We start from the raw sequence: 23,653 nt of genomic DNA, 5'->3' as shown, positions 1-23,653 counted from the left end.
ATCGACATCATGCGCACGGTACGCAGCTTCGACCCGTGCCTGCCCTGCGGCGTGCACATGTATCTCGGCGAAGGCAAGACACTGCAGCGCCTGCACTCACCGACCCAGTCCGCTGCCGCGGAGTGATGCATGGCCGAGCGCCAGGACGGACTCTCCGAGGACACGCAGTGGCGCACGGCGGGCGATCGGATCCAGACGCTGCTGGACGCCGCCGCGGCGGGTGGACCCGTCGCACGCGAGCGTGCCGAGCGACTGGTCAGTGAGGTAGTCGAGCTCTACGGCGCGGGCCTGGCCCGGATCGTGGATCTGGTCGGCGATACACAAATCATCGATGGGCTGGCCGCCGACGACCTGGTGGCCAGCCTGCTGCTCGTCCATGGGCTGCACCCGCACGACATCCGCCGCCGGGTATCGGACGCACTCGAGCGGGTCCGGCCTTATCTGGGTTCGCACGGCGGCGATGTGCACCTGCTCGACATCGTCGGCGACACCGTGCAACTGCAGTTCGCCGGCAGCTGCAAGAGTTGTCCGTCGTCGGCGGTGACGCTGGAGCTAACGGTCGAGGACGCGATCCGGGCCGCCGCACCAGAGATTTCGTCGATTGAAGTCGTTGCGGCCCAAACGGAGCCGACCGCAGCGGTGATCCCGGCCGAGTCGCTGCTGACCAAAGTGCACGCCAACGGCGGTCCCACCTGGCACGCGGTACCCGACCTGGCCGAGCTGGCTGCCGGCGACGTCGGCGGGTTCATGGTCGCCGACGTCCCGGTGCTGGCCTGCCGGGTCGGCGACCAACTCTACGTCTACCGTGACCTCTGTCCGGGCTGTGAAAAGTCCTTGGCGGGCGCCCAACTGCACGGCGCACTCCTGCACTGTCCGCGCTGCGGTGGAAAGTTCGACGTCGTACACGCGGGCGCCGGACTGGACAACACCACCGCCCACCTGGAACCGATGCCGTTGCTGACCCGCGACGGGATGCTTTCGATCGCGTTGCCGGCTGAGCCGATGGGCGCACCGGCATGACCAGCCCCTACGACGTACTGGCCCGCATCACCGACAACCGGCGCGCGCCGGCGCCTGCCGGTCAACAGTGCGAAATGTGCTCCGAACCCATCGCCGATGCGCACCAACACGTCGCGAATGTGACCGGCCGACAACTGATGTGCGTCTGTCGCGCGTGCTATCTGCTGTTCACCGACGGCAAAGCCGAACTGCGGTACCGCGCAGTCCCGGACCGCTATCTGGCCTTCCCCGATTTCATGCTGGATCGTCGCACCTGGGAGGCGCTGCAGATCCCCGTCGGCCTGGCGTTTTTCTTCCGCAACTCGGCGCTGGATCGCACCATCGCGTTCTATCCGGGACCGGCAGGCGCCACCGAATCCGAACTCGACCTCGCCGCCTGGTCCACGATCAGCGACGCCGAACCCCGGGTCGGCCTGCTCGCCGACGACGTCGAGGCGCTGCTGGTGCGCGTACCCGGTGATACCGAGGCGGCGCAGCCACAGTGTTATCTGGTCCCGATCGACGCCTGCTACGAATTCGTCGGCGGGCTGCGACAGTTGTGGCGCGGCTTCGACGGCGGCCAGGAAGCACACGAGTTCATCGATGACTTTTTCGCGAAACTGGCCGCCCGCAGCGTGGAGCGCCCACGATGACCGACTTATCGTTGAATGTCGTCGACGTCGCTCCGGAACCGTATGCGGCCACCCCGCTGCTAACGGCGCGGGTCGCTATTACCGCGCCTGGCGACGACCCTGTGCACGCCATCGCGTTGCGCTGCCAGGTTCGCATTGATCCGTTGCGGCGCCGCTATTCCGACCAGGAGGCCGCCGGACTGACCGATTTGTTCGGGCTGCGGGAACGCTGGAGCAGCACCCAGCACACCTTTCTGTGGCAACACTGCGGGACGATGGTCCAGGGGTTTACCGGTAGCACTGAGACAACGCTCCCCTTGGACTGCACCTACGACTTCGAGGTCACCGCCGCCAAATATCTGCACGCATTGCGAGACGATGCCGTACCACTCCAATTCCTGTTCAGCGGAACAGTCTTCACCGCCCGCCCGCAGGGATTCTCAGTCCAGCCGGTGTCGTGGGACTGCGAGGATCGTTACGAGATGCCGGTTTCGGTGTGGCGGGATCTGATCCAGCAGCATTATCCGAACAGCGGATGGCTGCGCCTGTCGCACGACACGATGGCGGCGCTGGCCGAGTACAAGTCTGCGCGCAGCCTGTTAGGTCTCGACGACGCGGTCACCGAGCTGTTGACCGGGGCCCGTGAGGAGGTCCGGTGAGCGCAAACTGGGACCGGGCTCGCGCCGTCGCCGACGCCGTGCTCTACGAGGGCTACCTGCTCTACCCTTACCGCGGGACATCGAGCAAGAACCAATCTCGTTGGCAGTGGGGCGTTATCGGACCACCCGGCGCGGCTGAAGCCGGGATCGGTGAGGAGGACCGGCTCTCGGCGCAGTTCCTCATCGACGGCGCGCAGGCCATCACGTTGGTCGTGCGCTTCCTGCAACTACAGCACCGCAACGCCGAACGCGACACCGGCTGTCGGCGCTACGAACCGGTCGAGGAACTGACGACGCCGTCCGGATCATGGCTGAGCTGGGACGAGGCAGTCGAAATCGAGCTGTCGTTGGGGCCGTTCGAGTTCGGCGATCCGCCCGCACAGTGGACGCTGCCGGTGCTGGCGCCGTCGGGCATCGACGTCGAACCGGTCGACGGGGGCAGGCTGGTGCGCACCCGGCAAGATGTGTGCGCGTCGCTCACCGTCGAGGTCGAGCATGACGAGGACGGCTTGCACCGTGTCACGCTGACGCTGAGCAACACGGGCGCTGCCGCCACGGACAAGAATGACGCGATTGCCAGGTCGCTGATCGGCACCCATGTCATCGCAGAAGTCGTTGGCGGCGCCTTTATTTCGCTGCTGGAGCCGCCCGAGTACGCCGCAGTCGCGGTGGCTCGGTGCCGACAGCACCGATGCTTCCCGGTGCTGGCCGGCCCACCCGGCGACACTGATCTACTGCTGGTGTCGCCGATCATTCTCTACGACCACCCCGAGATCGCCGAACAGAGCGAAGGCGCGCTCTACGATTCCACCGAGATCGATGAGCTCTTGACCCTGCGGGTGATGACGATGACCGACGAGGAGAAGGCCCAGGCACGCGCCACCGATCCGCTGGCCGCGCAGATCATCGACCGCTGTGACGCGATGTCGCCGGAGTCCCTGCAGCGGATGCACGGAGTGCTGCGGGATCCGCATCAGGTTGTCAGCCTGATCCCCGAGGTGCCCGAGGGTGCCGGGTGGTGGGATCCGTTGGCCGACACCGCGGTTTGTCCCGAGATCGATGCGGTGCTGATCAACGGGGTGCGTATCGCGCGCGGCAGCCGGGTATGGCTGCGGCCGTCGCGGCATGCCGACGCGCAGGACATCTTTCTCGCCGACAAGGTGGCCCGCGTCACCTCGGTACATGAGGACGTCGACGGCAACCAACATATCGGAGTTGTCGTCGAGGACGACCCGGCGGCCAACCTGCATGAGTGGTACGGCCGTTCCCTCTACTTCGCGCCCGACGAAATCGAACCGCTCGAAGCTCAGCACGCCAGCACGGAAAGGAGTCCGACATGGAGATCGTAGGGTGGGTGTTCATCGCTATCCTGGCGCTCATCACGCTCGTGGCAGTTGTGATGGGGCTGATGTCCCTGCCCGACGCCCGGCGTTATCTCAGGATCCGGCACATGTAGCGAGGCCCTCCGCTGCATATGACTTCCCGCATCCTGATAGCCGGCATCGGCAACATCTTCCTCGGTGACGACGGTTTCGGTCCCGAGGTGCTGTGTCATGTGTCGCAGCGGGTCACCGAGTCGGATGGCTTGCGCGCCACCGACTACGGCATCGGGGGGATGCACCTGGCCTACGACCTGCTCGAGGACTGGGATGCGCTGGTGCTCGTCGACGCCGTGCCCAACCGGGGCTCGCCCGGGACCGTGCACGTCTTTGAAGCCGACCACGGCTCTCCGGACTCCCCCGCGGGCCTCGACGCGCACGGCATGGACCCGGCGACGGTGTTCGCGAGTCTTCGCGCCCTGGGTGGCGCCCCTCCGCGGACTATCGTGGTGGGCTGTGAGGTCGCCGACATCGGCGACAGGATAGGGCTGTCCGACGCCGTCCGGGCCGTGGTCCCGGAAGCGGTATCGGCGGTCGAATCGGCAGTGGCGATGCTGCGCGCCGAGACCGGCGACGCGTTACGAGAGGTTTGACCGATGTGTTTGGGAATTCCGGGTCAGGTCGTGCGGATGCTCGACGGCTATGACGGGCAGCTGGCGCTGGTCGACGTCGCCGGTGAAAACCGGAAAGTCAACGTCGGTATGCTGCCCGAGGAGACGTTCGCGCCGGGCGATTGGGTGATCATCCACATGGGCTTCGTGGTGGAAAAAACCGACAAGGCCGGCGCCGACGCAGCGATGGCCGGTTTGGAGTTGATGGGGCGCGGCGCCGCCGATCCCGACGGTCTTAGCGGTCAGGATTTGGAGTGATTACCGCGTAGCCGGCGTCGTCGAAAGCCACTGGCGGCTCTCCACCCGCACGTTCGTCAAATCGAGCAAATCGGCCAACCGGGCCGGAAGCATTTGAGCGGTCTGCAGCACGACTTTGCGGTCCATGGTGCGCGCGTACTGATCGAGCATGCACAGCGACCGGTGATCGATGAACTCCAGCCGCCGCGCGTCGACAACCAGGGTGTCCTCACCTGTCAGGTCCCAGGTGCGGCGCAGCGCGGTGGCGAACACTTCGCTGGTGGCGGCGTCGATCTCACCGGTCAATGCGAAACCGGTGTCCGGCTCCGCATAGAGCCGGAAGGTGCACGCACTCTGGTCGACGTATGGGTGCAGGCAGATCAATCCGTTCGCATCGTCAGCCAGCTGACTGGTGTCGTATGCACACAGCGTCGAGACCGGAAGCACCGACATCTTCTGGTCGATCAGGAACTCGAAGCACGCTAAGGCGTTCCGTTGTTCCGGCCTGCTTGCCATCGCGGTGGCATCCACGACGGCGCGAAAGCCCGTGTAGCCATCGTCGATCGCTTTCTCAACGGCCGCAACACGTGTCGCCACCGCGACATGGGGGTCCACGATGTCGCTTCCGGCGGGTACGGCGTAAAACTCCAGCACCGGCGTCACCTTGACATCGCTGGCGTCAGTGATCCCGGGCATGGTGGCCAGTTCGGCCCGCAGCTGCGCGCGACTGCCCGCACCGACGTATTCGACCCACTGGTTCTGGGCAAGCCCGTCGGCGATGTACTCGGCGGCGCGGGCCCGAAACTCTGCCCGGTCGCGGTAGCCCAACCCAGATGCCCGAACGGGATCAATCCGACTGCTGAGGAGACAACTCCGTTTTCGCGAGTCATGTGATCGTCCCCAGCCGAAGATAGGCCTGGATCGTAGTGCCACTGGCGGTCGCGTGGGTGCGGACGAGATCCGCCACGGAGTTGATGAGAAACAGTCCGCGACCGCTGACGGCGTTGACGCACGGCGGGCGGCGACCGGCCAGCGGATCATCGAGGCGGCCGCTGTCGCTGGCCTCGCAGACGATGCACCCGTCGTGCTGCCAGAAGGCAAGTCGGCAGACGCCGCCGGTGTGTTGGAGGCTGTTGGTGGCCAGCTCGGTGGCGATCAGCTGCAGATTGGCGATGCCGTCCGGGTCCAGTCCGAGCCACCGCGCATACCGGGTGGCGAATGACCGCGCCGGACTGAGATCATCCAATGCCCGGACCGTGTAGGTGACCGCCATCGCGTCGCGAGGTAACGGCTGGTTGTACCGGGCAAACGCGTCGTCAGGTGCGTAGTCCGGGCTGCGGTCAGCGGCGCCGTCCTGCCATAGCAGCGGATGGGTGCTACGGGCGTCGGTCATTACGTCTTCGTCGAGTCCGCACGCATCGTAGGGGCACAGTACTCGCGCCTGGCGCTCACCGAACGCCGCGTTGATCAACGCCTCATGCTGCACGCATGCCGGGTACTCGTCGCTGGTGCGGCCCGGCCACACCGGCTCGCCGATTATGCGCACCGGCCGACCGGGGTGTTCTGCGGCAAAGGCGGTCTGCAGCCCGAGGATCCGGGTGGGGTTGCGGCCGACCTCGACCATGTCGACCAGGGTCACCTCTGGGGACGGATCACCTAACCCGTCACGCAGCACGGCCAGGTTTTTAGCCGGCACCATGACCAGCACGGGTTCGCTTTTGCGCAGGCCGTCGAGAACGAAGGGAATTACCCCGTCGAGATATTCGCGCTCGGAGCAGTAGAACAGTGCGGAGTGCGGAAGCCCGGCCGGCTCGGCACACGGCTTAGCCAAGATCGTCACCTCGATCGCTACGCAAAGACTCGACCTGCTCCGATCGTACGCGCTAGCAGTCAGGCGGGTTGCGCCTTGCAGCAGGTGATTAGCAGATACTCCCATTCCATCGCCGGCGATTCGACGAGGTGGCGATCACCCAGCTCGGCCAGCGCCGCATCCAGTGCAGCGACCCGGGCCGGCTCGGACGCAATTCCGTTGTACGCCGAGATCGTGGGCCCGTAATGGCTTTTGAAATAGTCGCGGAACGCGGCCCCGTCGGCGAATGTCTCTATCCGCAGCGTCCGCCGGCGCGCAACGAACTCGACCACCCGGTCACCCAGCAAGTCGCGCACATACTCCTCGCGGCCCCAGAGCGGCGGCGAGGCACCGGACGGCGGAGCCGCAACGTACGGCTTGATCGTCGCGAACATTTCGCCGATGAAACCTTCCGGAGTCCAACTGATCAGGCCGATCGTGCCGCCCGGACGACAGACCCGAATCAACTCGTCGGCCGCGCGCCGGTGGTGCGGGGCGAACATCACCCCCAGGCAAGACAGCACGATCTCGAACTCACCGTCGGCGAACGGCAGTTCCTCGGCATTGGCTTCCTGCCAGCGCAACCGCGCGCCGCGAGCGTCAGCCAGTTTCCTGCCACTATCCAGCAGCGCCGGGCACAGGTCGCTGGCGATCACATCGGCGCCGGAGAGCGCGGCGGGAATTGCGACATTTCCCGAGCCCGCTGCGACGTCCAGCACCCGATGGCCGGTTCGGACGCCGACGGCGTCGACGAGTAGCGAACCCAGCGGCGCTACCAGGTCGGTGGCCACGGTGGCGTAGTCACCGAGCGCCCAAAGGGCGCGATGTGTGTTCTCCAGTTCGCGGTCCATGGACATCATGTCGTTAGAGTTCATCGCGTTCTCCTTCGTCGACTTCATCAAACATCGTCGATCGCGCCGGTGACGCGATTCCGCCCGTCCCGCCTGAGGACGCCAAGTTGTCGGCGGGTTAGAGCCACCAGGATGCGGCGGCGTCCAGGTGACGGCGAGCGCGATAGCGGGCCAGGCTGTCGTCGCCTTCGCCGATCGCCTCGATCACCCGCAGGTGCGCACGTTGTACCTCGACGAGATCGCCGCGGCTCGGCGACTTCTGCTCCGTACCGGTCCACTGCCGACGGAAAAGCTCGACGAGGATGCGCAAAAACAACTCCAGCACGGTGTTTCCGGCCAGTTGTGCCAGACCCGTGTGAAACAGGAACTCCTCCATGCCGGCCTTGCGCGGATCGTCGTCGGCTTGGTCGATGACGAGCCGATGCGCGTCGAGGAAGGCCCGCACATCCGCCGCGTCACGTCGTTTGACGACCTTCGCGACATTGTCGATTTCGATGACGTCACGGACTGAGCGGAAGTCGTCGCGGTTGGGTTTGCGGTATTGCAGATAGAGCGCGACCGTGTCAATACTGGCCTGCGCCAGTGGTTTTGTCACCACAAGACCGCCACCGGGGCCCCGACGCATCCGCGCGACGGCGTGGTATTCCAGCAACCGCACCCCTTCCCGCAACACCGAGCGGCTGACCCGATAGCGTTCCAGCAGTTGCAGTTCGGTCCCGAAGACCGAACCGACCTGCCAGCCGCCGGCGGCGATGTCATTGCGGATGACGGTGGCCAGCACCTCGGCGCGCTTGGCGTGCGCCGGCTCGCGGTCCTCGCCGCCCCGCCCGGTGACGTGGTGCAGCCGGGCGGTCACCGATTCCACATGGCGCTCGCTGAGCGTCTTGGCGCGTGCCACGTCGCCGGCGGTGACGGCGGCCACGATGTCGACATGCTCGGCGCACGTCCGATCCAGCGCATCGTCGTTTACGCCGGAGCCACGGGCGAACTGTGCGGTCAGCCGCATCAAAATGTCGATAAACAGCTGCAGCACCGGGTTTTTGGACTCTTCGGCGAGCGCCGAGTGAAATTTGTGCGCCGGCGTCACAGGCAGGGCGGTCCGCAGCCGGCCGATGCCGGCTTCGTCGATGCGTTCGGCGGCAAGTGCTGCCGCCAACGGCTCGAACAGTAGACGCGCATCGAGTAGATCAGCGATCGTAGTACCCAGGTACTCCAGGTAGATGACAATGGCGTTGGTCGCCGGGCCGACATCCGGCTCGCAGATCAGCAGACCGCCGCCCGGTCCGCGGCGCATGCGCGCCACCTGGTGATGCTCGACGAGCCGCACGGCTTCCCGCAGTACCGATCGGCTCGCCCGGTAGCGCTGTTGCAGCACTTGCTCGGAGCCCAGCGATTCGCCGGCCGGCCAGCCGCGCCGGATGACGTCCGCCTCGATGCGACGCGCGATCTGCGAAGCACGGCTCAGCATGTCAGTAGCATGCATCCGGCGATCGGACCGCCGCCGACGGCAACCACCGCGACTTCTGGGCGCCGCGGAACCTGGCGCTCCCCGGCCTCGCCGCGCAATTGCAGGCAGGCTTCGTGCAGCACCCAATAGCCATGCATGCGTCCCGCTGAGAGTTGGCCGCCATAGGTGTTCAGCGGCAGGACGCCGTCGCGGGCGATCCGCTCGGTGCCCTCGACGAATGGACCGGCTTCGCCGTCGCCGCAGATACCCAACGCTTCCAGCCACGCAAAGGTGAGGAAGGTGAACCCGTCATATAACTCGGCGAGGTCCAGATCGGCGGGCGTCAGGTCGGTCCGCGACCACATCTGCCTCGCCGCGTCGGCCGACGCCATCTTCGGATAGTCCTGGCGGTGAAACCAACCACCGGCGCCGTTTGAGCCGCCGATCGCCTCTACCGCCACCACGGGATGTGGGCAGTCGCGGGCGTATTCCGCAGTCGACACCACGACCGCGATCGACCCGTCGACGGGAACGTCGCAATCGAATAGCCCGAACGGTGTGGAGACCGGCCGCGCCGCGAGGTAGTCGGCCATAGTCATCGGTTCGCGGTATACCGCAAGTGGATTCAGCGCCGCGTTGCGCCGGCTGTTGATCGCCAGCCAGCCCAACTGTTCCTTGGTGGTTCCGTATAAGTGCATATGGCGCCGGCAATTCAATGCCAGCCAATTCGCCGCCGAATATGCATGCGCCGCAACGAGGTCAGACACATCGTCCATCGGGCCGACAACAGGCCGATCGCCGTCCACGGGCGACTCGACGAGCCGCGCCAGCGCCGGACGTGGCTCATCCTCCGATGGCGGCGAGGTCGGCACCGTCCCACCGATCATCTGCACAGTCCGATAGACCAGCACGTGGGAGACCCGACCCTCGGCGACGGCACGACAGGCCGACATCACCGGGGTCAACAGACCGCCGGTGTCGAAGCCGAACCCGCAGTCCACGGCGCCGATGCCCAAAACGGTGGTGACCTCGGCCGCCGGTGTATCTCCCAGAGTGGCGATGCCGTCGATATCTGCGGCGATCAGTCCGGCGTCGGCGATGGCGGCGCGCACCGCCTCGCAGGTGAGCTCAAGCCCGGGAATGCCGGTGCGGCGGCCGATTCGGGAGATGCCGATCCCGGACAGGATCGCGTTCTTCTCGAAATGTCCCATTAGCCATCCGCCCGTGCTGTCAGCTCAATAAAGTGTACTGTATTGCGGGTGGCGGCCGGGGCGAACTTGCTCATCGAGTACTGCGACGCGTGCACGCGCTGGGTGCATCCGCCGGCCGGCACATGCCCGGACTGTGCCGGTTCGCTGGTTGCCCGAGCGGTTTCGGGACGGGGCACGGTGCTCACCTACACGGTGAACTTCCATCCCTACAACCCCGACATTCCGACGCCGTATGTGATCGCGATCGTCGAACTGGCCGAACAGCAAGGGCTTCGGCTGGCGGCCAATATCGTTGATTGCGAACCGGACTCGATGGTGTGCGAGATGCCCGTCGAGGTCCGCTTCGATGGATCTACGCCGGTTTTCGCCCCGGTTGCCACGCCGGCGTGACGCTCGCGGACGACCGGTTACTTGATCAGCGGGTCGCGCGGCATACCGAGGATGCGCTCAGCGATCTGGTTGCGGGTGACCTCGGAGGTACCGCCGGCGATGGCCATGCCGCGGGCACCCATGATCATCCGGCCGACCAGCCCGGCCGGTCCGTCGGCCAGCGCGATCTCCGGTCCGAACAGCGCCGCGGCGATCGCGGCGCCTTCGCCCATGTGCTCGGCGAGCGTGAGCTTGGTGATGTTGCCTTCCGGACCCGGCCCCGCTCCCTCGATACTGCGGGCGGCGCGACGCAGGTTCAGCAGCCGCAGCGCGTGTTCCGCGGCCAGGAAGGTTCCGACGCGAACCGTGGCTCCCGCCAACCGATCTGCGCGTTGCTGGGCCAGCTGCACCAGCTGCGCGGCCACGCCCTCGTAGTACGACCCGCCGCCACCGATGCTGACCCGCTCGTTGCCCAAAGTCGCGCGCGCCACGGTCCATCCGGTGTTGGGTTCGCCCACCACGTCCTCGTCGGGGATGAACACGTCGTTGAAGAACACCTCGTTGAAGTCGGAGCCGCCGGTGATCTGCCGCAACGGCCGAACTTCGACGCCGGGCGCTTTCATGTCGATGATCACCGTGGTGATGCCGGCGTGCTTGGGCACGTCGGGATCGGTGCGCACGGTGGCCAGGCCACGGTGGCAGTAGTGGGCGCCGCTGGTCCACACCTTCTGGCCGTTGATCTTCCAACCGCGGTCGACCCGGGTAGCTCGGGTCTTGACGGCGGCCGCATCCGATCCGGCGTCGGGCTCGGAGAACAGCTGGCACCAGATTTCGTCTTGTCGCAGTGCTTTCTCGACGAATCTGTCGATCTGCGAAGGGGTTCCGTGCTGGATCAGGGTCAGGATGACCCACCCGGTGATCTGGTAGTCCGGCCGTTTGACCCCGGCGGCGGTGAACTCCTCCTCGATCACCAGCTGCTCGACCGCGTCGGCGGCCCGGCCCCACGGTTTGGGCCAGTGCGGCATCACGTAGCCGGTCGCAATCAGCTTGTCCCGCTGCGCGTTCTTGTCCAGCGCGGCGATCTCGGCGGCGTCGGCGCGGATCGCCTTGCGCAGTTCTTCGGCCTCGGCGGGCAGGTCGAGGCTGTTGGCCCGGGTGACGCCGGCCGCGGTGCGGTCGAACACATCCTGCGCGGGCGCATCGCCGCCAAACAGCGCCCGGGTGGTAAGCGCCCGACGCAGATGCAGGTGCGCGTCGTGCTCCCAGGTGAAGCCGATACCGCCGTGCACCTGAATGTTGAGTTCGGCGTTGCGCGCGTAGGCGCCGAACGCCAGCGCCGCGGCCACCGCGGCGGCCAGCCGGAACTGCTGCTCGTCCTCGCCGGCGGCGCGGGCGGCGTCCCATACCGCGGCGACGCCGGATTCGGCGCCTACCAACATGTTCGCGCAGTGATGCTTGACCGCCTGGAAGGTGGCGATGGTGCGGCCGAACTGCTGGCGCACCTTGGCGTAGTCGACCGCGGCGTCCACGCAGTCCGACGCCCCGCCGACCGCCTCGGCGGCCAGCAGCGTGCGCGCGCGGGCCAGCGCCGATTTACGTGCCGCGGGCAGGATGTCGTCGGCGGCGACGCTGACGCTCCGCAGGCTGACCCGTCCCGAGCGCCGGGTGGGGTCGAGGTTGTCGGGCACGTCGACCGTGACGCCGTCGCGGCCGCGGTCCAGCAGCAGCACGTCGTCACCGGCGGCGATCAGCAGCAGCTCGGCGAGCCCGGCGCCCAAGACGATTCCGGCGTCGCCGTTGGCCACCCCGTCCTCGACGCGGACGTCGCCGCCCAACCCGACGCCGGCGGTGACGCTGCCGTCGATCAGTCTCGGCAGCAGCCGGGCCTTTTGCTCGGCGGTGCCGTCATTCGCGACGACGGCCGAGGCTATCACCGTCGGCACGAACGGTCCCGGCGCCACCGCCCGGCCAAGCTCCTCGATCACCACCACCAGTTCGGGCAGCCCGTATCCCGAACCACCGTGCTCTTCGTCGATGTGCAGGCCGAGCCAGCCGAGTTCGACGAGGTCTCCCCAGAACTGCGGACGAGATTCGTCGCGCGAATCGAGCAGCGAGCGCGCCGCCCAACGAGCCTTCTGCGACGTCAAAAACGCGCGAGCCACGTCACCGAGTTCGCGATGGTCGTCGGTCAATGCGATACCCATCAGGGCCCTCCTCGTCTTTGCAGGCGGCGCGCAAAGAGTGTACTGAATGCGGTTTGACCGCGAGCCAGAGGCTACGGTCGTGATCCCGGCCTCGATCGCCGCCGTGGCTTCTGTTTCGCGGCTACGAGATTACTTCGGCGCGAAGCGCTGCCCGGCGTCGAGGCGCAGGCATTGACCGTTGAGCATCGGGTTATCCACGATGGCCGCAACCAGCTTCGCGTACTCCTCCGGGCGGCCCAGGCGCTTGGGGAACGCCGCGTCCTTGGTCAGGGCGGTGGCGAATTCGTCCGGAATGCCCTTGGTGAGCCCGGTGGCGAACAGGCTCGGCGCGATCGCCAGCACCCGGATGCCCATGGACCCGAGGTCACGCGCCATGGTCAGGCACATGCCGGCGATGCCCGCTTTGGCCGCGGTGTAGGCAACCTGCCCGATCTGGCCCTCGAACGCCGCGATGGATGCGGTGTTGATGATGACGCCGCGTTCGTCGTCCTCGGGTTCGTTCTTGCTCATGTGAAAGGCGGCCAGCCGGCTGATGTTGAAGGTGGCGATGAGGTTGAGATCCACCACTTGGCGGAAGGATTCCAGATCGTGTGGGCCTTGCTTGGACAGCGTCCGCTTGGCGATGCCGCCGCCGGCCGTCGTCACGATCACGTGCAGACCGCCGAGCGCGTCGACCGCGGCCTGCAGCGTTTCCTCGGTGGCGGCGAAGTCGGTGACGTCCACCGGGTAGAACGTGCCGCCGATGGCCGCGGCGACGTCCTTGCCGTCGGAACCCTCGCGGTCGAGTATCGCGACACTCGCCCCGCGATTTGCCAGCAGTTCGGCGGTTGCGCGCCCCATACCCGAGGCGCCGCCGATGACGACCACCGACTTGGCGTTGATCTCCATTCAAACCTCCTTGTTTGATCCGTTGCCAAAGCACGCTATCGCGGCCGTGCGTGACGTTGTCGGCCAGGCGTGTAAAGCTGGGCTGTGCTGCTGATCGATGTGGCGGCCACCTCGGTCGATGTGGGGGGTGTCTCGTCGCGGCGAGCCAAGATCGCGCGGATCGCCGAACTGCTGGGCCGCGCCAACACTGACTCGAGGCTGGTCGCGATAGTCGTCTCGTGGCTTTCCGGCGAGTTGCCGCAACGCCAAATCGGCGTCGGCTGGGCCGCTTTACGCTCGTTACCACCCGCCGCAGCGCAGCCGACGCTGACCGTCGTCGACGTCGACGCCGCCTTCTCGGCGATCAAGGCGACCTCCGGTAAGGGCTCGCAGGCACGGCGCGCCGAACTCGTCGCCGGGGTGTTCGCGGCCGCCACCGCAACCGAGCAGACGTTTCTGCGACGCCTGCTCAGTGGTGAGCTGCGCCAGGGCGCACTGGCCGGTGTCATGGTCGACGCGGTCGCGGCCGCCGCCCGGCTCCCCGCCGCCGCGGTGCGACGGGCCGCGATGCTCGGTGGCGACCTGCCCGCCGTTGCCGCGGCAGCCCTGGACGGTGATACGGCAGCGTTGGACGCGTTCACCCTTCAGGTGGGCCGACCGGTCGGCCCCATGCTGGCGCAGACCGCGGCCAGCGTGACCGAGGCACTCGAAAGACTCGGTGGCGAGGGCGTTTTCGAAGCAAAGCTGGACGGCGCGCGGGTCCAGGTCCACCGGTCGGGCGATCAGGTTACGGTCTACACCCGCAGCCTCGACGACGTCACGGCCCGGCTGCCGGAGGTGGTCGAGGCGACGCTGGCGCTACCCGTCACCCGGCTGATCGCCGACGGCGAGGCGATCGCGTTACGACCGGACAACCGGCCACAGCCTTTTCAGGTCACCGGGTCGCGGTTCGGCCGCTCGGTCGACGTGGCGGCCGCCCGCGCGGTCCAGCCATTGTCGGTGTTCTTCTTCGACGTCTTGCACTGCGACGGTGTCGACCTGCTCGACGCACCGACCACCGAACGGGTGACGGTGCTCGACCAGATCGCCCCGGCCCGCCACCGGGTCGATCGACTGGTCACCTCCGATCCGGTCGCGGCGGCCGACTTCCTGAACGCGACACTGGCGGCCGGGCACGAAGGCGTGATGGCCAAGTCGCCGAGCGCACCCTACGAGGCCGGCCGCCGCGGGGCGGGGTGGCTCAAGGTCAAACCGGTGCACACCCTCGACCTGGTGGTACTGGCCGTCGAGTGGGGATCGGGCCGTCGTCGCGGCAAGCTCTCCAACATCCATCTCGGCGCCCGGGATCCGGCCAGCGGCGGCTTTGTGATGCTCGGAAAGACTTTCAAGGGCATGACGGACGCCATGCTGGACTGGCAGACGACCCGGTTCACCGAATTGGCCGTCGGCGGCACCGACAACTACGTGGTGCGGCTGCGGCCCGAGCAGGTGGTCGAGATCGCGTTCGACGGGCTGCAAAACTCGTCGCGCTACCCCGGCGGACTGGCGCTGCGGTTTGCCCGGGTGCTGCGTTACCGCGACGACAAAACTCCGGCCGAGGCCGACACCATCGACACCGTGCGTGCGCTCTTTCAAAGCTGATTCACAGGCTCAGCGCCACACCGAGCGGCATTCCGCCCGTTACACGTCACCTGACGACGGGTACGGCAAGATGTACGGAAAGTGGATTTGGCGTCGTGGGTGGGGAGTTCGCACTGGTGTCAGTGACAACCGGCCGAGATGCCGAGGTTTTTGCGCGCGAACCACGATCAGCAGCCATCCAATTGGCCGGCGAACAGCCTGACGCTGTGCCGCCGCGGGACCGTCGCCTGGCGTTTGTCCGGCGAACCGCGGTAGCGATTTGGGTACTTGTGGTGGTCTACCGAACGCTGACCGCAGGGCTGGCCTTCAACCGCGAGTGGTTGCTGCTCTACATCACAACCGGATTGGTTGCCGCCGGCATCGGACGGCGCCACAAGGTGTTCGCGGTCGTGCGCGACTGGCTGCCGTTCGCCTGTGTCCTGCTGTTATACGACCTCAGCCGTGGCGCGGCGACCCTGCTCGGCGCACCCACCTTGTGGCAGCTACAGCCCAGGGTGGACCGTTGGTTGTTCTTCGGGACGGCCCCGACGGTGTGGCTGCAGGAGCAGCTCAAAAAGCCGGAGCCGCCCTGGTGGGAGGTGGCCATCAGCGGCGTCTACATGTCGTTTTTCATCCTGCCCTACGTCGTGGCCGGATTGCTGTGGCTGCGTAGCCGCGACGATTGGGCGGCTTTTGTGCGCAGGTTCGTCGCACTGTCGTTCACCGCTTTGGTCGTCTACGTGTTGCTGCCGGCCGCGCCGCCCTGGGCGGCCGCCCGCTGCACCACCGCCGACATCAACGCCGGCCCGGCCAACCCGCACTGCATGTTCGCTAACCCTGCCGATGTGCCCGACGGCGGCCTGCTGGGCGTGATGCGCACCCATCAGCCCGGCGCGAACCCTTTCGTGGAGCGGATCTCCACACGGGGCTGGGGCACGCTGCATTTGCAGTCGGCGAGCGCGCTGGTCGACTCGGGGCAGGCCAGCGTCAACCTGGTGGCGGCCATTCCCTCGCTGCATGCCGGGGTGACGGCGATGGTGGTGATGTTCCTGTGGCGCCGGGTCCAGCCGAGGTTGCGTGCGCTGCTGGCCGCGTACGGGTTGATAATGGCGTTTGCCCTGGTCTATTCGGCCGAGCATTACGTTGTCGACATTCTGCTGGGCTGGCTGCTGGCCGCCGTTGTGCTGTTGGTGATCGGCCGTCTCGAATCACGCCGGCGAAGCGACGACTCATTGCCTGACCTCGTCGAGCCAGCAGGCGATTTTGGTGGCGGCCTCGCCGTAGAAGGTCCGGTAGACGCGGTCGGCGACGTAGCCGATGTGTGGGGTGGCCACCACGGCGTCCAGCGAGCGCAGCGGGTGCCCGGCCGGCAAGGGCTCGGTGTCGAAGACGTCAAGTCCGGCCGCGGCGAGCCGGTGCGAGCGCAATGCGTCGAGCAGGGCCGTCTCGTCGACGATGGGGCCGCGTGACGTGTTGACGAGCAACGCCGTCGGCTTCATCAGTCCCAGCTCGTCGGCGCCGACCAGACCACGGGTGCGCTCGCTGAGGACCAGATGGACGGTCAGCACGTCGGCGCGGCCGAACAAGTCGTCTTTGGACACGTAGGTCGCCCCGGCTTGGTCGGCCGCCTTGGGGGTCAGGTTGGTGCTCCACGCGATGACGTCCATGCCGAATGCCGCCCCGACCCGCGCCACCCGGGTGCCGATCCGGCCCAGCCCGAGCACGCCCAGCACCGCCCCGCCCAGTTGGCGACCGACCGAAGTCTGCCAACCACCCGCGCGCACCGACACGGCCTCGTCGACGATCCGCCGCGCGGCGGCCAGGATCAGCGCCCAGGTCAGTTCGACGGTGGACTCGATGTATCCGCCGGTCGTGCTGACGTGGATGCCCCGCTCCTTGGCGGTCGCGACGTCGATGGCGGCGTTGAACGGCCCGGTGGACGCGATCATCTTCAGCCGCGGCAGGCGTTCGATGATGCTGCGCGGCAACGGCGTTCGCTCACGCATCACGAACACCACATCGAACGGCGCCAGCCGTTCGGCGACAGCGTCGTGATCGGCGAGGTGATCGTTGAAGACGGTGATGTCGGCGCGCGCCGCTACCGGCGACCAGTCGGCCATGCTCAGCGCGACGTTCTGGTAATCGTCGAGGATCGCAACCTTCATCGTGTCAATGTCGCATACCTGATCTTGAGGTGACAGAAGCCGGTCGTCCTGATGAGGAACCGTCGCGCTACCCGTTCATGTCGGTGCGCAGACCCGCGGTGTTCTCCTAATATGCCGGTGTGTCGACCGAAAGGAGACTCCCGATGTCAACCTGGCTCATCACCGGCTGCTCGACCGGACTTGGCCGCGCCCTCGCCCAAGCCGTGATCGGCGCCGGCCACAATGCCGTCGTCACCGCACGCGACGTCGCCAGGGTCGCCGACCTGGCCGACGCCACGCCCGAGCGGGTGCTCGCCGTCACCCTTGACGTCACCAGGCCCACGCAGGTCACCTCGGCGGTGCAGCAGGGCCAAGAGCGATTCGGCAGCATCGACGTCCTGGTCAATAACGCCGGGTACGGTTACCGCGCGGCTGTCGAAGAAGGCGACGACGCCGACGTCCGCGCCCTGTTCGAGACGCACTTCTTCGGCACCGTCGCGATGATCAAGGCCGTCCTGCCCGGCATGCGGACCCGCCGCCGCGGCGCCATCGTGAACATCTCCTCGATCGGCGTCCAGCTGACCCCGGTGGGGTCCGGCTACTATTCCGCAGCCAAAGCTGCCATCGAAGGCATCAGCGGGGCCCTCCACGACGAGCTCGCCCCGCTCGGCATCTCGGTCACGGTCGTTGAGCCCGGCGCATTCCGCACCGACTTCGCCGGACGCTCGCTCGCCCAATCGGCTGCGGTCATCGACGACTACGCGGACACGGCCGGGCAGCGCCGCAAGGAGCACGACACCATGCACGGCAATCAGCCCGGCGACCCGGCCAAGGCCGCTGCCGCAATCCTGGCGGCCGTCGAATCAGCCGAGCCGCCCGCATTCCTGCTCCTCGGAGGCGACGCACTGGCCGCCTATCGCTACATCGCGGACAGGCGCGCCAAGGAGATCGCAAACTGGGAACAGCTCACCACTGGCACGAACTTCGACGCCTGACACCGCTCGCTGGATTGACCGGCGATGCCGGCGCGCGCGACTACTCGGCGGAGCCGAGGTCCGGGTTGGTTCGGGCAAGCATGCGCAGTTCACTTACCGCCGCCGCCCGAAGTTTCGGGTCGTCAACCTGATCTTTGAGGGCGTCGAGCGTCGGATACAGCTCGGCGGCGATGGCCGGATCGTGCTTGTTGAGCTCCGCAGCAAGGTGCGTCAACGGTGCGAGTAACTGGCCGTAGTCGTAGCCCTCGCCCTCGTCCGCTTTCTCGGCTTCGGACATGGCATCGTCTTCGTCTTTGAGCTGACCAAAGAAGCGGTCAGCCTGCCGCTTCTCGCCCTTGTCGCTGAGCTGGTACATGACGTAGCGACGGTCCGCAAGGTCGAAGTCAGAGTCGGTGCCGGATTCGACGAGTCCGTTCTCGCGCAGCCCGCGCAGCGCTCGCGAAGCGGTGGCGATGCTGCAGCCGATTTCGGTGGAAAGGCTTGTCGGGTTTCGCGGTTCAATCGCAAGGAGATTCAGCACGCGCTCGCGGACGGTCGCCGGTGAGCCGGTGCGTTCCGCGGCTGGCTGATCCGCCGGGACGCCCCCCACGAGGCTCATGCGCGCTCCGACGGGCAGAGCTGAGCCGATCGGTGCGGCGGATTGCCGATCCGCCAGGACGCCCTGCAGGAGGCCCGACACCATCGAGAGGACTGATTGGCGAGGTGTCGGGGCGGCTTGCCGATCAGACGAGCTGCTGGGCTGGGAATCGTGGATGGCGACGACGAGTCCGCTCAGCTCTGCGTCGGGCGCCGAGGCAATGAGTTCGGCGGCGAGCTGTCCGATGAGGTAAGCCGTGGGGGTGTCGATGACCTCGCGGGCCGACTCAAGTAATTCGCGCAACGCGACGGCGGTTTCGCTCACTTGAACATCCCTCCTGGTCGTCACTTCATGGAGCATGATACATGATCGATCATTGACCGCTCGTCAATCGCGCCGTTCGCTTGAGCGAGCGGAAAAGGACCGTGTACGGCGCCTTTGCCGACGGTTTCGCGGACCGCTCGATGAGCCATTTCCTCGAGTCGGCGAGCGGCAAGCCGATCACCACGACGGGGGCTTTCGTCACGTAGGGGGGCTTGCCGGACGGCCACTCCGGCGGCCCGTTGACCACGGCGACCAGCGCCTGCGTTTTACTGATCACCTCCCCCATCCGCCGGCCGAAGTCTCCGGTTTTGCTGCTCATCGACGGCACGACCACCAGTCGCGGACATAGATCGGACACCGCGTCGACGACGTAATCAGTCAGGAAATCTGCGCAGATCAACGGAATCATTGACCAATTGATGCCGGCGTGAATCCGCAGTTCGGTGGAGCGGGAAATGTTTTCCTCGCACTCCTGGCCTCCGGGCAGCGAGATCGCATATCTGCCGATCTTGTCGTGCGTGACCACATACGGATTGTGGCCGGTGTAGATCGTCGACAGCCGGTTCCAGTGTTTCTTGCCGATGCGGATGTGGGAGCCGCCGGCGATGACGATCCGCGGTCGACGGTCGCCAAGGCCGGCCAGTGTTTTGACGATCAACCCGACCGTGCTAGTCGTACAGGAAAGTTCGGGCGTCACCAGGATGTCGGCGTTCAGGGCACTCGCTTTCTGCAGTGCGCGTTGGACGATGCCGTCCTGGCCGTTGGTGTCCTTCACTTGTAGGCGGAAAGACTTGTTGGCCGACAATGCAAAGTCGAAGTCACCCAGATTGCTGTTCGGTGAAACAGCGAGAATGTCGACCGTCTGGCCCAACGCGTCGTCCAGGTGGGTGCCGGCGTCCGTGTCATAGATGACGCGCAGCGGGGAAGACGGCCACAACGCCAGGCCGTCGACGCGATCGACAGCGGTTCCGGCATTAGCGCGGGGCCGGGCCGAGAAGCCACCGGGGCCGTACATCGAATCAAGATCTGCCGACGGGGTGGGATACGGGTCGCCCTCCTGAAGGACTCGGGTGCCCCATTTGGCGCACAATTTGCTGTACGCCTTGGGGTCGAGATCTTGCATCGCCATGTCGACACCGAGCGCCAAAGCCCGCGCCGTCAACGCGAGATCCGAAGCGCGGTTCAGAGTGTCGATCGCGAACGTTCTGGTTTTTGAGGACAGCCCCTTACTGGTAAAGGTCTTTGCCGCCGCTTCTTCCAAACGCGCCGCGCGTTTCCACAACTGTTCCCGCTTCTTCTCGTCTTGGCTCGCGGCCATCACCGCGCTCGCATGCCGGCGGCAGATTTTCAGCAGCACCACCATGAGGTCCACGACGTCCAGGGCTGCTTTGATGCCCGTAACGGCGTCGCGCAGCTCGCTGTCTGTGTGGCCGGTCGTCATGTCATCGCCTCGGCCCACGCGATATGCCCTTCGAAGCCAAGCGATTTCGCCATGTCGAGGTAACGGTCGCGCGAGTGCGCGTAAGCCGTGGCGTCGCCGTGAGCTCGCGCCAGCAGAGCATGCAGTCGCAACAGCCAGATGTCGCGCGAGGCCAAACCGTCGCCGGTCGGCGCTACAGCTAACCGCTCGATCAGGGCTTCTGCTTCGGCCACATCATCGTCGGTCGCGCGATCGAGCAGTGTCTCCACCAGAACACCTGTCGCCGGAATGCCCCACGCCAGCAGCTTTCCCTCGCGGACCAGATCATCGACGGCCACGCGCATCGGCGGTATCGCGCCGTCGAGATCTCCACGCCTGGCCCTCTCCCGCGCCAGATATACGTGGACGATCGGTAACTCGCCGAGGTTGTGTCCCCCATGCGTGAACACGTGGACGGACTCGGTCAGCAGCTGCTGTCCGCGATCGCGCTCGGCAGCCGTTTGGCGGTGCACCAGCGCAACGCCCAGCGTCGCCCGGGTCAAGGCCAACGCCAGGTCATCAACGGATCGTTCGGCAATCCCCAGGGCAGTCTCGATCTCGCTCAGTGCGGCGTCGTCGGGCCTCAGCACGCCACCCATTAGTCCCGGGAAGTAGACGTAGCAAACAACCAGGGCGTAGGACAGCGGATCAGCGTCGCGGGCCATCGCCAGGCTGTGGCACATGTCGTCGCGCCATCCGGCAAGACCCAGGCAATGCCGAGCCACCGCCCGCAGCGACAGGGCGACGGTTAGCGGTGAAATCCCGAACACCAAGTTGCCTTTTGACGGGTCACCTTCCGCCAAGTCGATGACCCGCTGCGACCAGCGCAGCGCGTCACACCACTCGCCGCTCTCACCCTTTGCGTAGATCAGCGGCACGGTCAGCCCCACCGTCAAGGTCGAGTCGCCGATCGACTCGACGAGGTCCATGGCTTCCGATGCCAGCTGCGACGCCTCGTGCATCCGGTCCTGATAGGCGTAATCGAGCACCAGCCCCGCCATTGCGACGGCCAGCGACGCCTTGTCGCCAGCGACGGTGCACAGCTCGCGTACTTCGTCGAAGACGGCGCCGGCCACATTGACATGCAGTCGCCAGGCGTTGCCGCACAACAGGATACGGGGCGCAATGCGCATGGCTACCTGGTTCGGGTCATCGGCAGGCAGTGCGTCGGCGATCTTTCGAGCACGTTCCCAGCTCAGTCGCGATGCGACAATGTCGCGATTGTTCGCCCACGTTGCGGCGCGCATGTGCCAGCCGTAGGCGGCGTGCCGATCACCGGCGGCCTCCAGATGTTCAGCGATCAGCGCCGCGTTCTCCTCCGCGGCGGACGGGTCACGTGATTCGATCGCGGCCGCGACGCGCCGGTGCAGCTCGGCGCGATCGGATTTGAGCTGTGATTCGTAGGCGACGGCGCGGACCAGCGGATGGTGGAACGCATATTCGGGTTGCCGGGTGAACGTGATCTGATCGATGAGTTCGCCCCCCACCAGCTCCTGCAGGACGGGATCTATCCCCAGCGTCTCCAGTAGGCCCCTGCTGAACCGCGAGCCAATCACCGCCGCCGCGCTCAAGCAGCGTTTGGCCGCCGGGTCGAGGCGGTCGATGCGCGCGGCAACGGTCGCCTGCAAGGTGGCCGGAACGCCGACCTCACCACCGTCGGCCGTCGACCGGTAGGCGCCGCGGTCGCCGCGAAGCACATCGCGCTCGGCCAGCTCCCGCACCATTTCCTCAGCGAAAAATGGGTTACCGGCGGCCTTCTCGGTGATCATGCTGGCCAACGCACCGACCGAGGGGTCCGGGCCGAGCAGCTGCGAGACCAGCACCGCGGTCTCCGGATCACTCAGCGGCGCAAGGGCTATGGTGTGAGCACCGGGCACCCGGCTCAATGGGCCCTGGTATCCGGGGCGGTAGGTGATCAGCACCAGCGAGGGCGTCTGCGGGATCACCCGGAGGAACTCGGCCAGCATCGACTCGCTGACCTCATCGATCCAGTGCGCGTCCTCAACCACGTAGACCGCCGGTGAGTTTCGGGCCACCGACGCGGCATTGACCAGCGCCGTCAACCGGCGCCGGCGGGCGTCCGGATCGATCTGGGGCAGTTCCACATCGGGATCGGCGATGCCCAGCAGGTCGCCAAAAAGCAGCAAGTCGTCAGGCTCCGCGTCGGGAGCCTGAGCCTGGATCTGCGCTCGGGCGGCATGCGGGTCAAGACCCTCGACGCCGGTGGCCGCGCGCAGCAGCCGAGCGACGTCATGGAAGGGCACTTGGCTGGTGTGCGACTCACAGAACGCCGTGAATACCTCGACATCACGAGCAGCTGCCATCGCAGAGACTTCACGCGCGAGACGGCTCTTACCGACCCCGGCCTGCCCCACGAAACCTACGACCCCACCGTGGCCGTCAACTACACGCTCCAACAATTGTTCGACGGCGAACATCTCCCACCGGCGACCGACCAAAGAGGACTCGACACGCCCGGCACCACGATGCTGTCCCCCCACGCTCAACAAGCGCTGGGCGAAGACCGGTTTATCGACACCTTTGATCCGAACCAACTCGGGCTGGCCGAGAACCGCTGCATCATCAGCCAATCGGGCGGTCGACGCGCTGAGCAGCACCCCACCCGGCGGAGCAACGGACTCCATCCGCTGAGCCAACCCGACCTGCTCACCCACAGCGGTGTAACCGAAAGGCCCCGAGCCAATATCACCGGTGATCACCTCGCCGGAATTCAGCCCCACCCGGGCCTGGAGATCCACGCCGTCGCGTCCCCGGACTTCGACGGCGAGCCGCTTCACCGCCTCCTGCACGCCCAATGCAGCCAAACAAGCACGGATAGCGTGGTCTTCTAAAGCCACCGGCGCACCGAACAGCGCCATGATCCCGTCACCGGTGAACTTGTCCACGGTGCCGCCGAAATGCTGTACAACCGCCGCGCAGCGGTCGACAAGGTCGGCCATGATTTCACGCAGCCGTTCAGTACCGACAGCCTTCGCTATGTCCATTGAGCGCACGACGTCGGCGAAGAGGACCGTGACTTGCTTGTACTCAGCCGACTGGGTGGTTTGGGCGAGTCGGGTACCGCACTGGCCGCAGAAGTTGGCCGTCGGACTCGACTGTGCGCCGCAAGAACCGCAAAGCAGTGCCGTCGCGGTCAGTCCACCGCCACCATTCCCGCTCGGGTCCACGTCATTATGGTGTCACCGCTGGTCAACGATG

General features: G+C 66.5%; 21 protein-coding genes and 1 pseudogene. 11 read left to right on the top strand and 11 right to left on the bottom strand.

What is annotated here, in order from left to right; all coding sequences use genetic code 11:
• The first annotated feature begins 129 nt into the window (after positions 1 to 129).
• Genes ACRDTL_RS08325 through ACRDTL_RS08295 form a run of 7 tightly spaced genes read left to right on the top strand, consistent with a single transcriptional unit; the run spans position 130 to position 4,538 of the window.
• Entirely contained in the window at positions 130 to 1,020 is an 891-nt protein-coding gene (locus tag ACRDTL_RS08325) for a NifU family protein (RefSeq protein ID WP_431506232.1), read from the top strand.
• Positions 1,017 to 1,652, top strand: coding sequence for a DUF5947 family protein (locus ACRDTL_RS08320; RefSeq protein ID WP_431506231.1), 636 nt, complete (start codon positions 1,017 to 1,019; stop codon positions 1,650 to 1,652). Before ACRDTL_RS08325 ends, ACRDTL_RS08320 begins: the two co-directional genes overlap by 4 nt.
• A complete protein-coding gene (locus tag ACRDTL_RS08315; RefSeq protein ID WP_431506230.1) occupies positions 1,649 to 2,290 on the top strand; it encodes a DUF6084 family protein in 642 nt (213 codons plus the stop codon). Before ACRDTL_RS08320 ends, ACRDTL_RS08315 begins: the two co-directional genes overlap by 4 nt.
• On the top strand, positions 2,287 to 3,639 hold the full coding sequence (locus ACRDTL_RS08310) for a hypothetical protein (protein WP_431506229.1): 1,353 nt from the start codon (positions 2,287 to 2,289) through the stop codon (positions 3,637 to 3,639). Before ACRDTL_RS08315 ends, ACRDTL_RS08310 begins: the two co-directional genes overlap by 4 nt.
• Positions 3,627 to 3,746 carry a DUF6893 family small protein gene (locus ACRDTL_RS08305; protein WP_431506228.1) on the top strand — a complete coding sequence of 40 codons (120 nt, stop codon included), beginning with the start codon at positions 3,627 to 3,629 and terminating at the stop codon, positions 3,744 to 3,746. Before ACRDTL_RS08310 ends, ACRDTL_RS08305 begins: the two co-directional genes overlap by 13 nt.
• An 18-nt stretch (positions 3,747 to 3,764) precedes the next feature.
• Positions 3,765 to 4,262, top strand: coding sequence for a hydrogenase maturation protease (locus tag ACRDTL_RS08300; RefSeq protein ID WP_431506227.1), 498 nt, complete (start codon positions 3,765 to 3,767; stop codon positions 4,260 to 4,262).
• A gap of 3 nt (positions 4,263 to 4,265) precedes the next feature.
• Positions 4,266 to 4,538 carry a HypC/HybG/HupF family hydrogenase formation chaperone gene (locus ACRDTL_RS08295; protein ID WP_431506226.1) on the top strand — a complete coding sequence of 91 codons (273 nt, stop codon included), beginning with the start codon at positions 4,266 to 4,268 and terminating at the stop codon, positions 4,536 to 4,538.
• Here ACRDTL_RS08295 and ACRDTL_RS08290 read toward each other — a convergent pair whose 3' ends face one another.
• From ACRDTL_RS08290 to ACRDTL_RS08270, 5 genes are all read right to left on the bottom strand, one after another.
• Positions 4,539 to 5,345 carry an MEDS domain-containing protein gene (locus ACRDTL_RS08290; RefSeq protein ID WP_431506225.1) on the bottom strand — a complete coding sequence of 269 codons (807 nt, stop codon included), beginning with the start codon at positions 5,343 to 5,345 and terminating at the stop codon, positions 4,539 to 4,541.
• A 58-nt stretch (positions 5,346 to 5,403) separates the two neighbouring features.
• The gene (locus tag ACRDTL_RS08285; protein ID WP_431506224.1) at positions 5,404 to 6,348 is read right to left on the bottom strand and encodes an anti-sigma factor RsbA family regulatory protein; all 945 of its coding nucleotides are present in this window, start codon (positions 6,346 to 6,348) and stop codon (positions 5,404 to 5,406) included.
• A 59-nt stretch (positions 6,349 to 6,407) separates the two neighbouring features.
• On the bottom strand, positions 6,408 to 7,241 hold the full coding sequence (locus tag ACRDTL_RS08280; protein ID WP_431506223.1) for a class I SAM-dependent methyltransferase: 834 nt from the start codon (positions 7,239 to 7,241) through the stop codon (positions 6,408 to 6,410).
• A 94-nt stretch (positions 7,242 to 7,335) separates the two neighbouring features.
• Positions 7,336 to 8,685 carry a FadR/GntR family transcriptional regulator gene (locus ACRDTL_RS08275; RefSeq protein WP_431506222.1) on the bottom strand — a complete coding sequence of 450 codons (1,350 nt, stop codon included), beginning with the start codon at positions 8,683 to 8,685 and terminating at the stop codon, positions 7,336 to 7,338.
• Positions 8,679 to 9,875 carry a thiolase family protein gene (locus tag ACRDTL_RS08270; protein WP_431506221.1) on the bottom strand — a complete coding sequence of 399 codons (1,197 nt, stop codon included), beginning with the start codon at positions 9,873 to 9,875 and terminating at the stop codon, positions 8,679 to 8,681. Before ACRDTL_RS08270 ends, ACRDTL_RS08275 begins: the two co-directional genes overlap by 7 nt.
• Positions 9,876 to 9,923: 48 nt before the next feature.
• Between ACRDTL_RS08270 and ACRDTL_RS08265 the strand changes: the two genes are divergently transcribed.
• The gene (locus ACRDTL_RS08265) at positions 9,924 to 10,265 is read left to right on the top strand and encodes a Zn-ribbon domain-containing OB-fold protein (RefSeq protein ID WP_431506220.1); all 342 of its coding nucleotides are present in this window, start codon (positions 9,924 to 9,926) and stop codon (positions 10,263 to 10,265) included.
• Between the two features lie 17 nt (positions 10,266 to 10,282).
• Here the strand turns inward: ACRDTL_RS08265 and ACRDTL_RS08260 are convergent, their stop codons facing one another.
• On the bottom strand, positions 10,283 to 12,448 hold the full coding sequence (locus tag ACRDTL_RS08260; protein WP_431506219.1) for an acyl-CoA dehydrogenase: 2,166 nt from the start codon (positions 12,446 to 12,448) through the stop codon (positions 10,283 to 10,285).
• Between the two features lie 129 nt (positions 12,449 to 12,577).
• Positions 12,578 to 13,336 carry an SDR family NAD(P)-dependent oxidoreductase gene (locus ACRDTL_RS08255; RefSeq protein ID WP_431506218.1) on the bottom strand — a complete coding sequence of 253 codons (759 nt, stop codon included), beginning with the start codon at positions 13,334 to 13,336 and terminating at the stop codon, positions 12,578 to 12,580.
• A gap of 84 nt (positions 13,337 to 13,420) precedes the next feature.
• Here ACRDTL_RS08255 and ACRDTL_RS08250 point away from each other — a divergent pair, with 84 nt between their 5' ends.
• Together ACRDTL_RS08250 and ACRDTL_RS08245 are read left to right on the top strand one after the other, a co-directional pair.
• Positions 13,421 to 14,956 (top strand): ATP-dependent DNA ligase, encoded by a 1,536-nt coding sequence (locus tag ACRDTL_RS08250; RefSeq protein WP_431506217.1) that lies wholly within the window; start codon positions 13,421 to 13,423, stop codon positions 14,954 to 14,956.
• A 95-nt stretch (positions 14,957 to 15,051) separates the two neighbouring features.
• Positions 15,052 to 16,131 (top strand): annotated as a pseudogene (locus tag ACRDTL_RS08245) (phosphatase PAP2 family protein); the annotation flags it as partial.
• A 33-nt stretch (positions 16,132 to 16,164) separates the two neighbouring features.
• Here the strand turns inward: ACRDTL_RS08245 and ACRDTL_RS08240 are convergent.
• Complete coding sequence (locus ACRDTL_RS08240) at positions 16,165 to 17,100, bottom strand: D-2-hydroxyacid dehydrogenase family protein (protein WP_431506216.1); 936 nt, start codon at positions 17,098 to 17,100, stop codon at positions 16,165 to 16,167.
• 143 nt (positions 17,101 to 17,243) lie between these two features.
• Between ACRDTL_RS08240 and ACRDTL_RS08235 the strand changes: the two genes are divergently transcribed.
• Positions 17,244 to 18,074 (top strand): oxidoreductase, encoded by an 831-nt coding sequence (locus ACRDTL_RS08235; protein WP_431506215.1) that lies wholly within the window; start codon positions 17,244 to 17,246, stop codon positions 18,072 to 18,074.
• Between the two features lie 40 nt (positions 18,075 to 18,114).
• Here the strand turns inward: ACRDTL_RS08235 and ACRDTL_RS08230 are convergent, their stop codons facing one another.
• Genes ACRDTL_RS08230 through ACRDTL_RS08220 form a run of 3 tightly spaced genes read right to left on the bottom strand, consistent with a single transcriptional unit; the run spans position 18,115 to position 23,622 of the window.
• Positions 18,115 to 18,975, bottom strand: a complete 861-nt coding sequence (locus ACRDTL_RS08230) for a hypothetical protein (RefSeq protein ID WP_431506214.1) — start codon at positions 18,973 to 18,975, stop codon at positions 18,115 to 18,117.
• Positions 18,976 to 19,024: 49 nt separating this feature from the next.
• Positions 19,025 to 20,416, bottom strand: coding sequence for a hypothetical protein (locus tag ACRDTL_RS08225; RefSeq protein ID WP_431506213.1), 1,392 nt, complete (start codon positions 20,414 to 20,416; stop codon positions 19,025 to 19,027).
• On the bottom strand, positions 20,413 to 23,622 hold the full coding sequence (locus ACRDTL_RS08220) for an AAA family ATPase (protein WP_431506212.1): 3,210 nt from the start codon (positions 23,620 to 23,622) through the stop codon (positions 20,413 to 20,415). The genes ACRDTL_RS08225 and ACRDTL_RS08220 overlap by 4 nt, the downstream gene beginning before the upstream one ends.
• Between the last annotated feature and the right edge of the window lie 31 nt (positions 23,623 to 23,653).

Source organism: Mycobacterium sp., assembly GCF_050700595.1.
Taxonomy (GTDB): Bacteria; Actinomycetota; Actinomycetes; order Mycobacteriales; family Mycobacteriaceae; genus Mycobacterium.
Note: the sequence above shows the minus strand (reverse complement) of the source record. Positions and strands in the feature narration are given on the sequence as shown.

What these genes read in the sequence shown, in the direction of transcription:
- ACRDTL_RS08325 (WP_431506232.1), top strand. Translation starts at nt 130, where the DNA reads ATGGCCGAGCGCCAGGACGGACTCTCCGAGGACACGCAGTGGCGCACG.
- ACRDTL_RS08320 (WP_431506231.1), top strand. Translation starts at nt 1,017, where the DNA reads ATGACCAGCCCCTACGACGTACTGGCCCGCATCACCGACAACCGGCGC.
- ACRDTL_RS08315 (WP_431506230.1), top strand. Translation starts at nt 1,649, where the DNA reads ATGACCGACTTATCGTTGAATGTCGTCGACGTCGCTCCGGAACCGTAT.
- ACRDTL_RS08305 (WP_431506228.1), top strand. Translation starts at nt 3,627, where the DNA reads ATGGAGATCGTAGGGTGGGTGTTCATCGCTATCCTGGCGCTCATCACG.
- ACRDTL_RS08300 (WP_431506227.1), top strand. Translation starts at nt 3,765, where the DNA reads ATGACTTCCCGCATCCTGATAGCCGGCATCGGCAACATCTTCCTCGGT.
- ACRDTL_RS08295 (WP_431506226.1), top strand. Translation starts at nt 4,266, where the DNA reads ATGTGTTTGGGAATTCCGGGTCAGGTCGTGCGGATGCTCGACGGCTAT.
- ACRDTL_RS08280 (WP_431506223.1), bottom strand. Translation starts at nt 7,241, where the DNA reads ATGAACTCTAACGACATGATGTCCATGGACCGCGAACTGGAGAACACA.
- ACRDTL_RS08275 (WP_431506222.1), bottom strand. Translation starts at nt 8,685, where the DNA reads ATGCTGAGCCGTGCTTCGCAGATCGCGCGTCGCATCGAGGCGGACGTC.
- ACRDTL_RS08270 (WP_431506221.1), bottom strand. Translation starts at nt 9,875, where the DNA reads ATGGGACATTTCGAGAAGAACGCGATCCTGTCCGGGATCGGCATCTCC.
- ACRDTL_RS08260 (WP_431506219.1), bottom strand. Translation starts at nt 12,448, where the DNA reads ATGGGTATCGCATTGACCGACGACCATCGCGAACTCGGTGACGTGGCT.
- ACRDTL_RS08255 (WP_431506218.1), bottom strand. Translation starts at nt 13,336, where the DNA reads ATGGAGATCAACGCCAAGTCGGTGGTCGTCATCGGCGGCGCCTCGGGT.
- ACRDTL_RS08240 (WP_431506216.1), bottom strand. Translation starts at nt 17,100, where the DNA reads ATGAAGGTTGCGATCCTCGACGATTACCAGAACGTCGCGCTGAGCATG.
- ACRDTL_RS08235 (WP_431506215.1), top strand. Translation starts at nt 17,244, where the DNA reads ATGTCAACCTGGCTCATCACCGGCTGCTCGACCGGACTTGGCCGCGCC.
- ACRDTL_RS08225 (WP_431506213.1), bottom strand. Translation starts at nt 20,416, where the DNA reads ATGACGACCGGCCACACAGACAGCGAGCTGCGCGACGCCGTTACGGGC.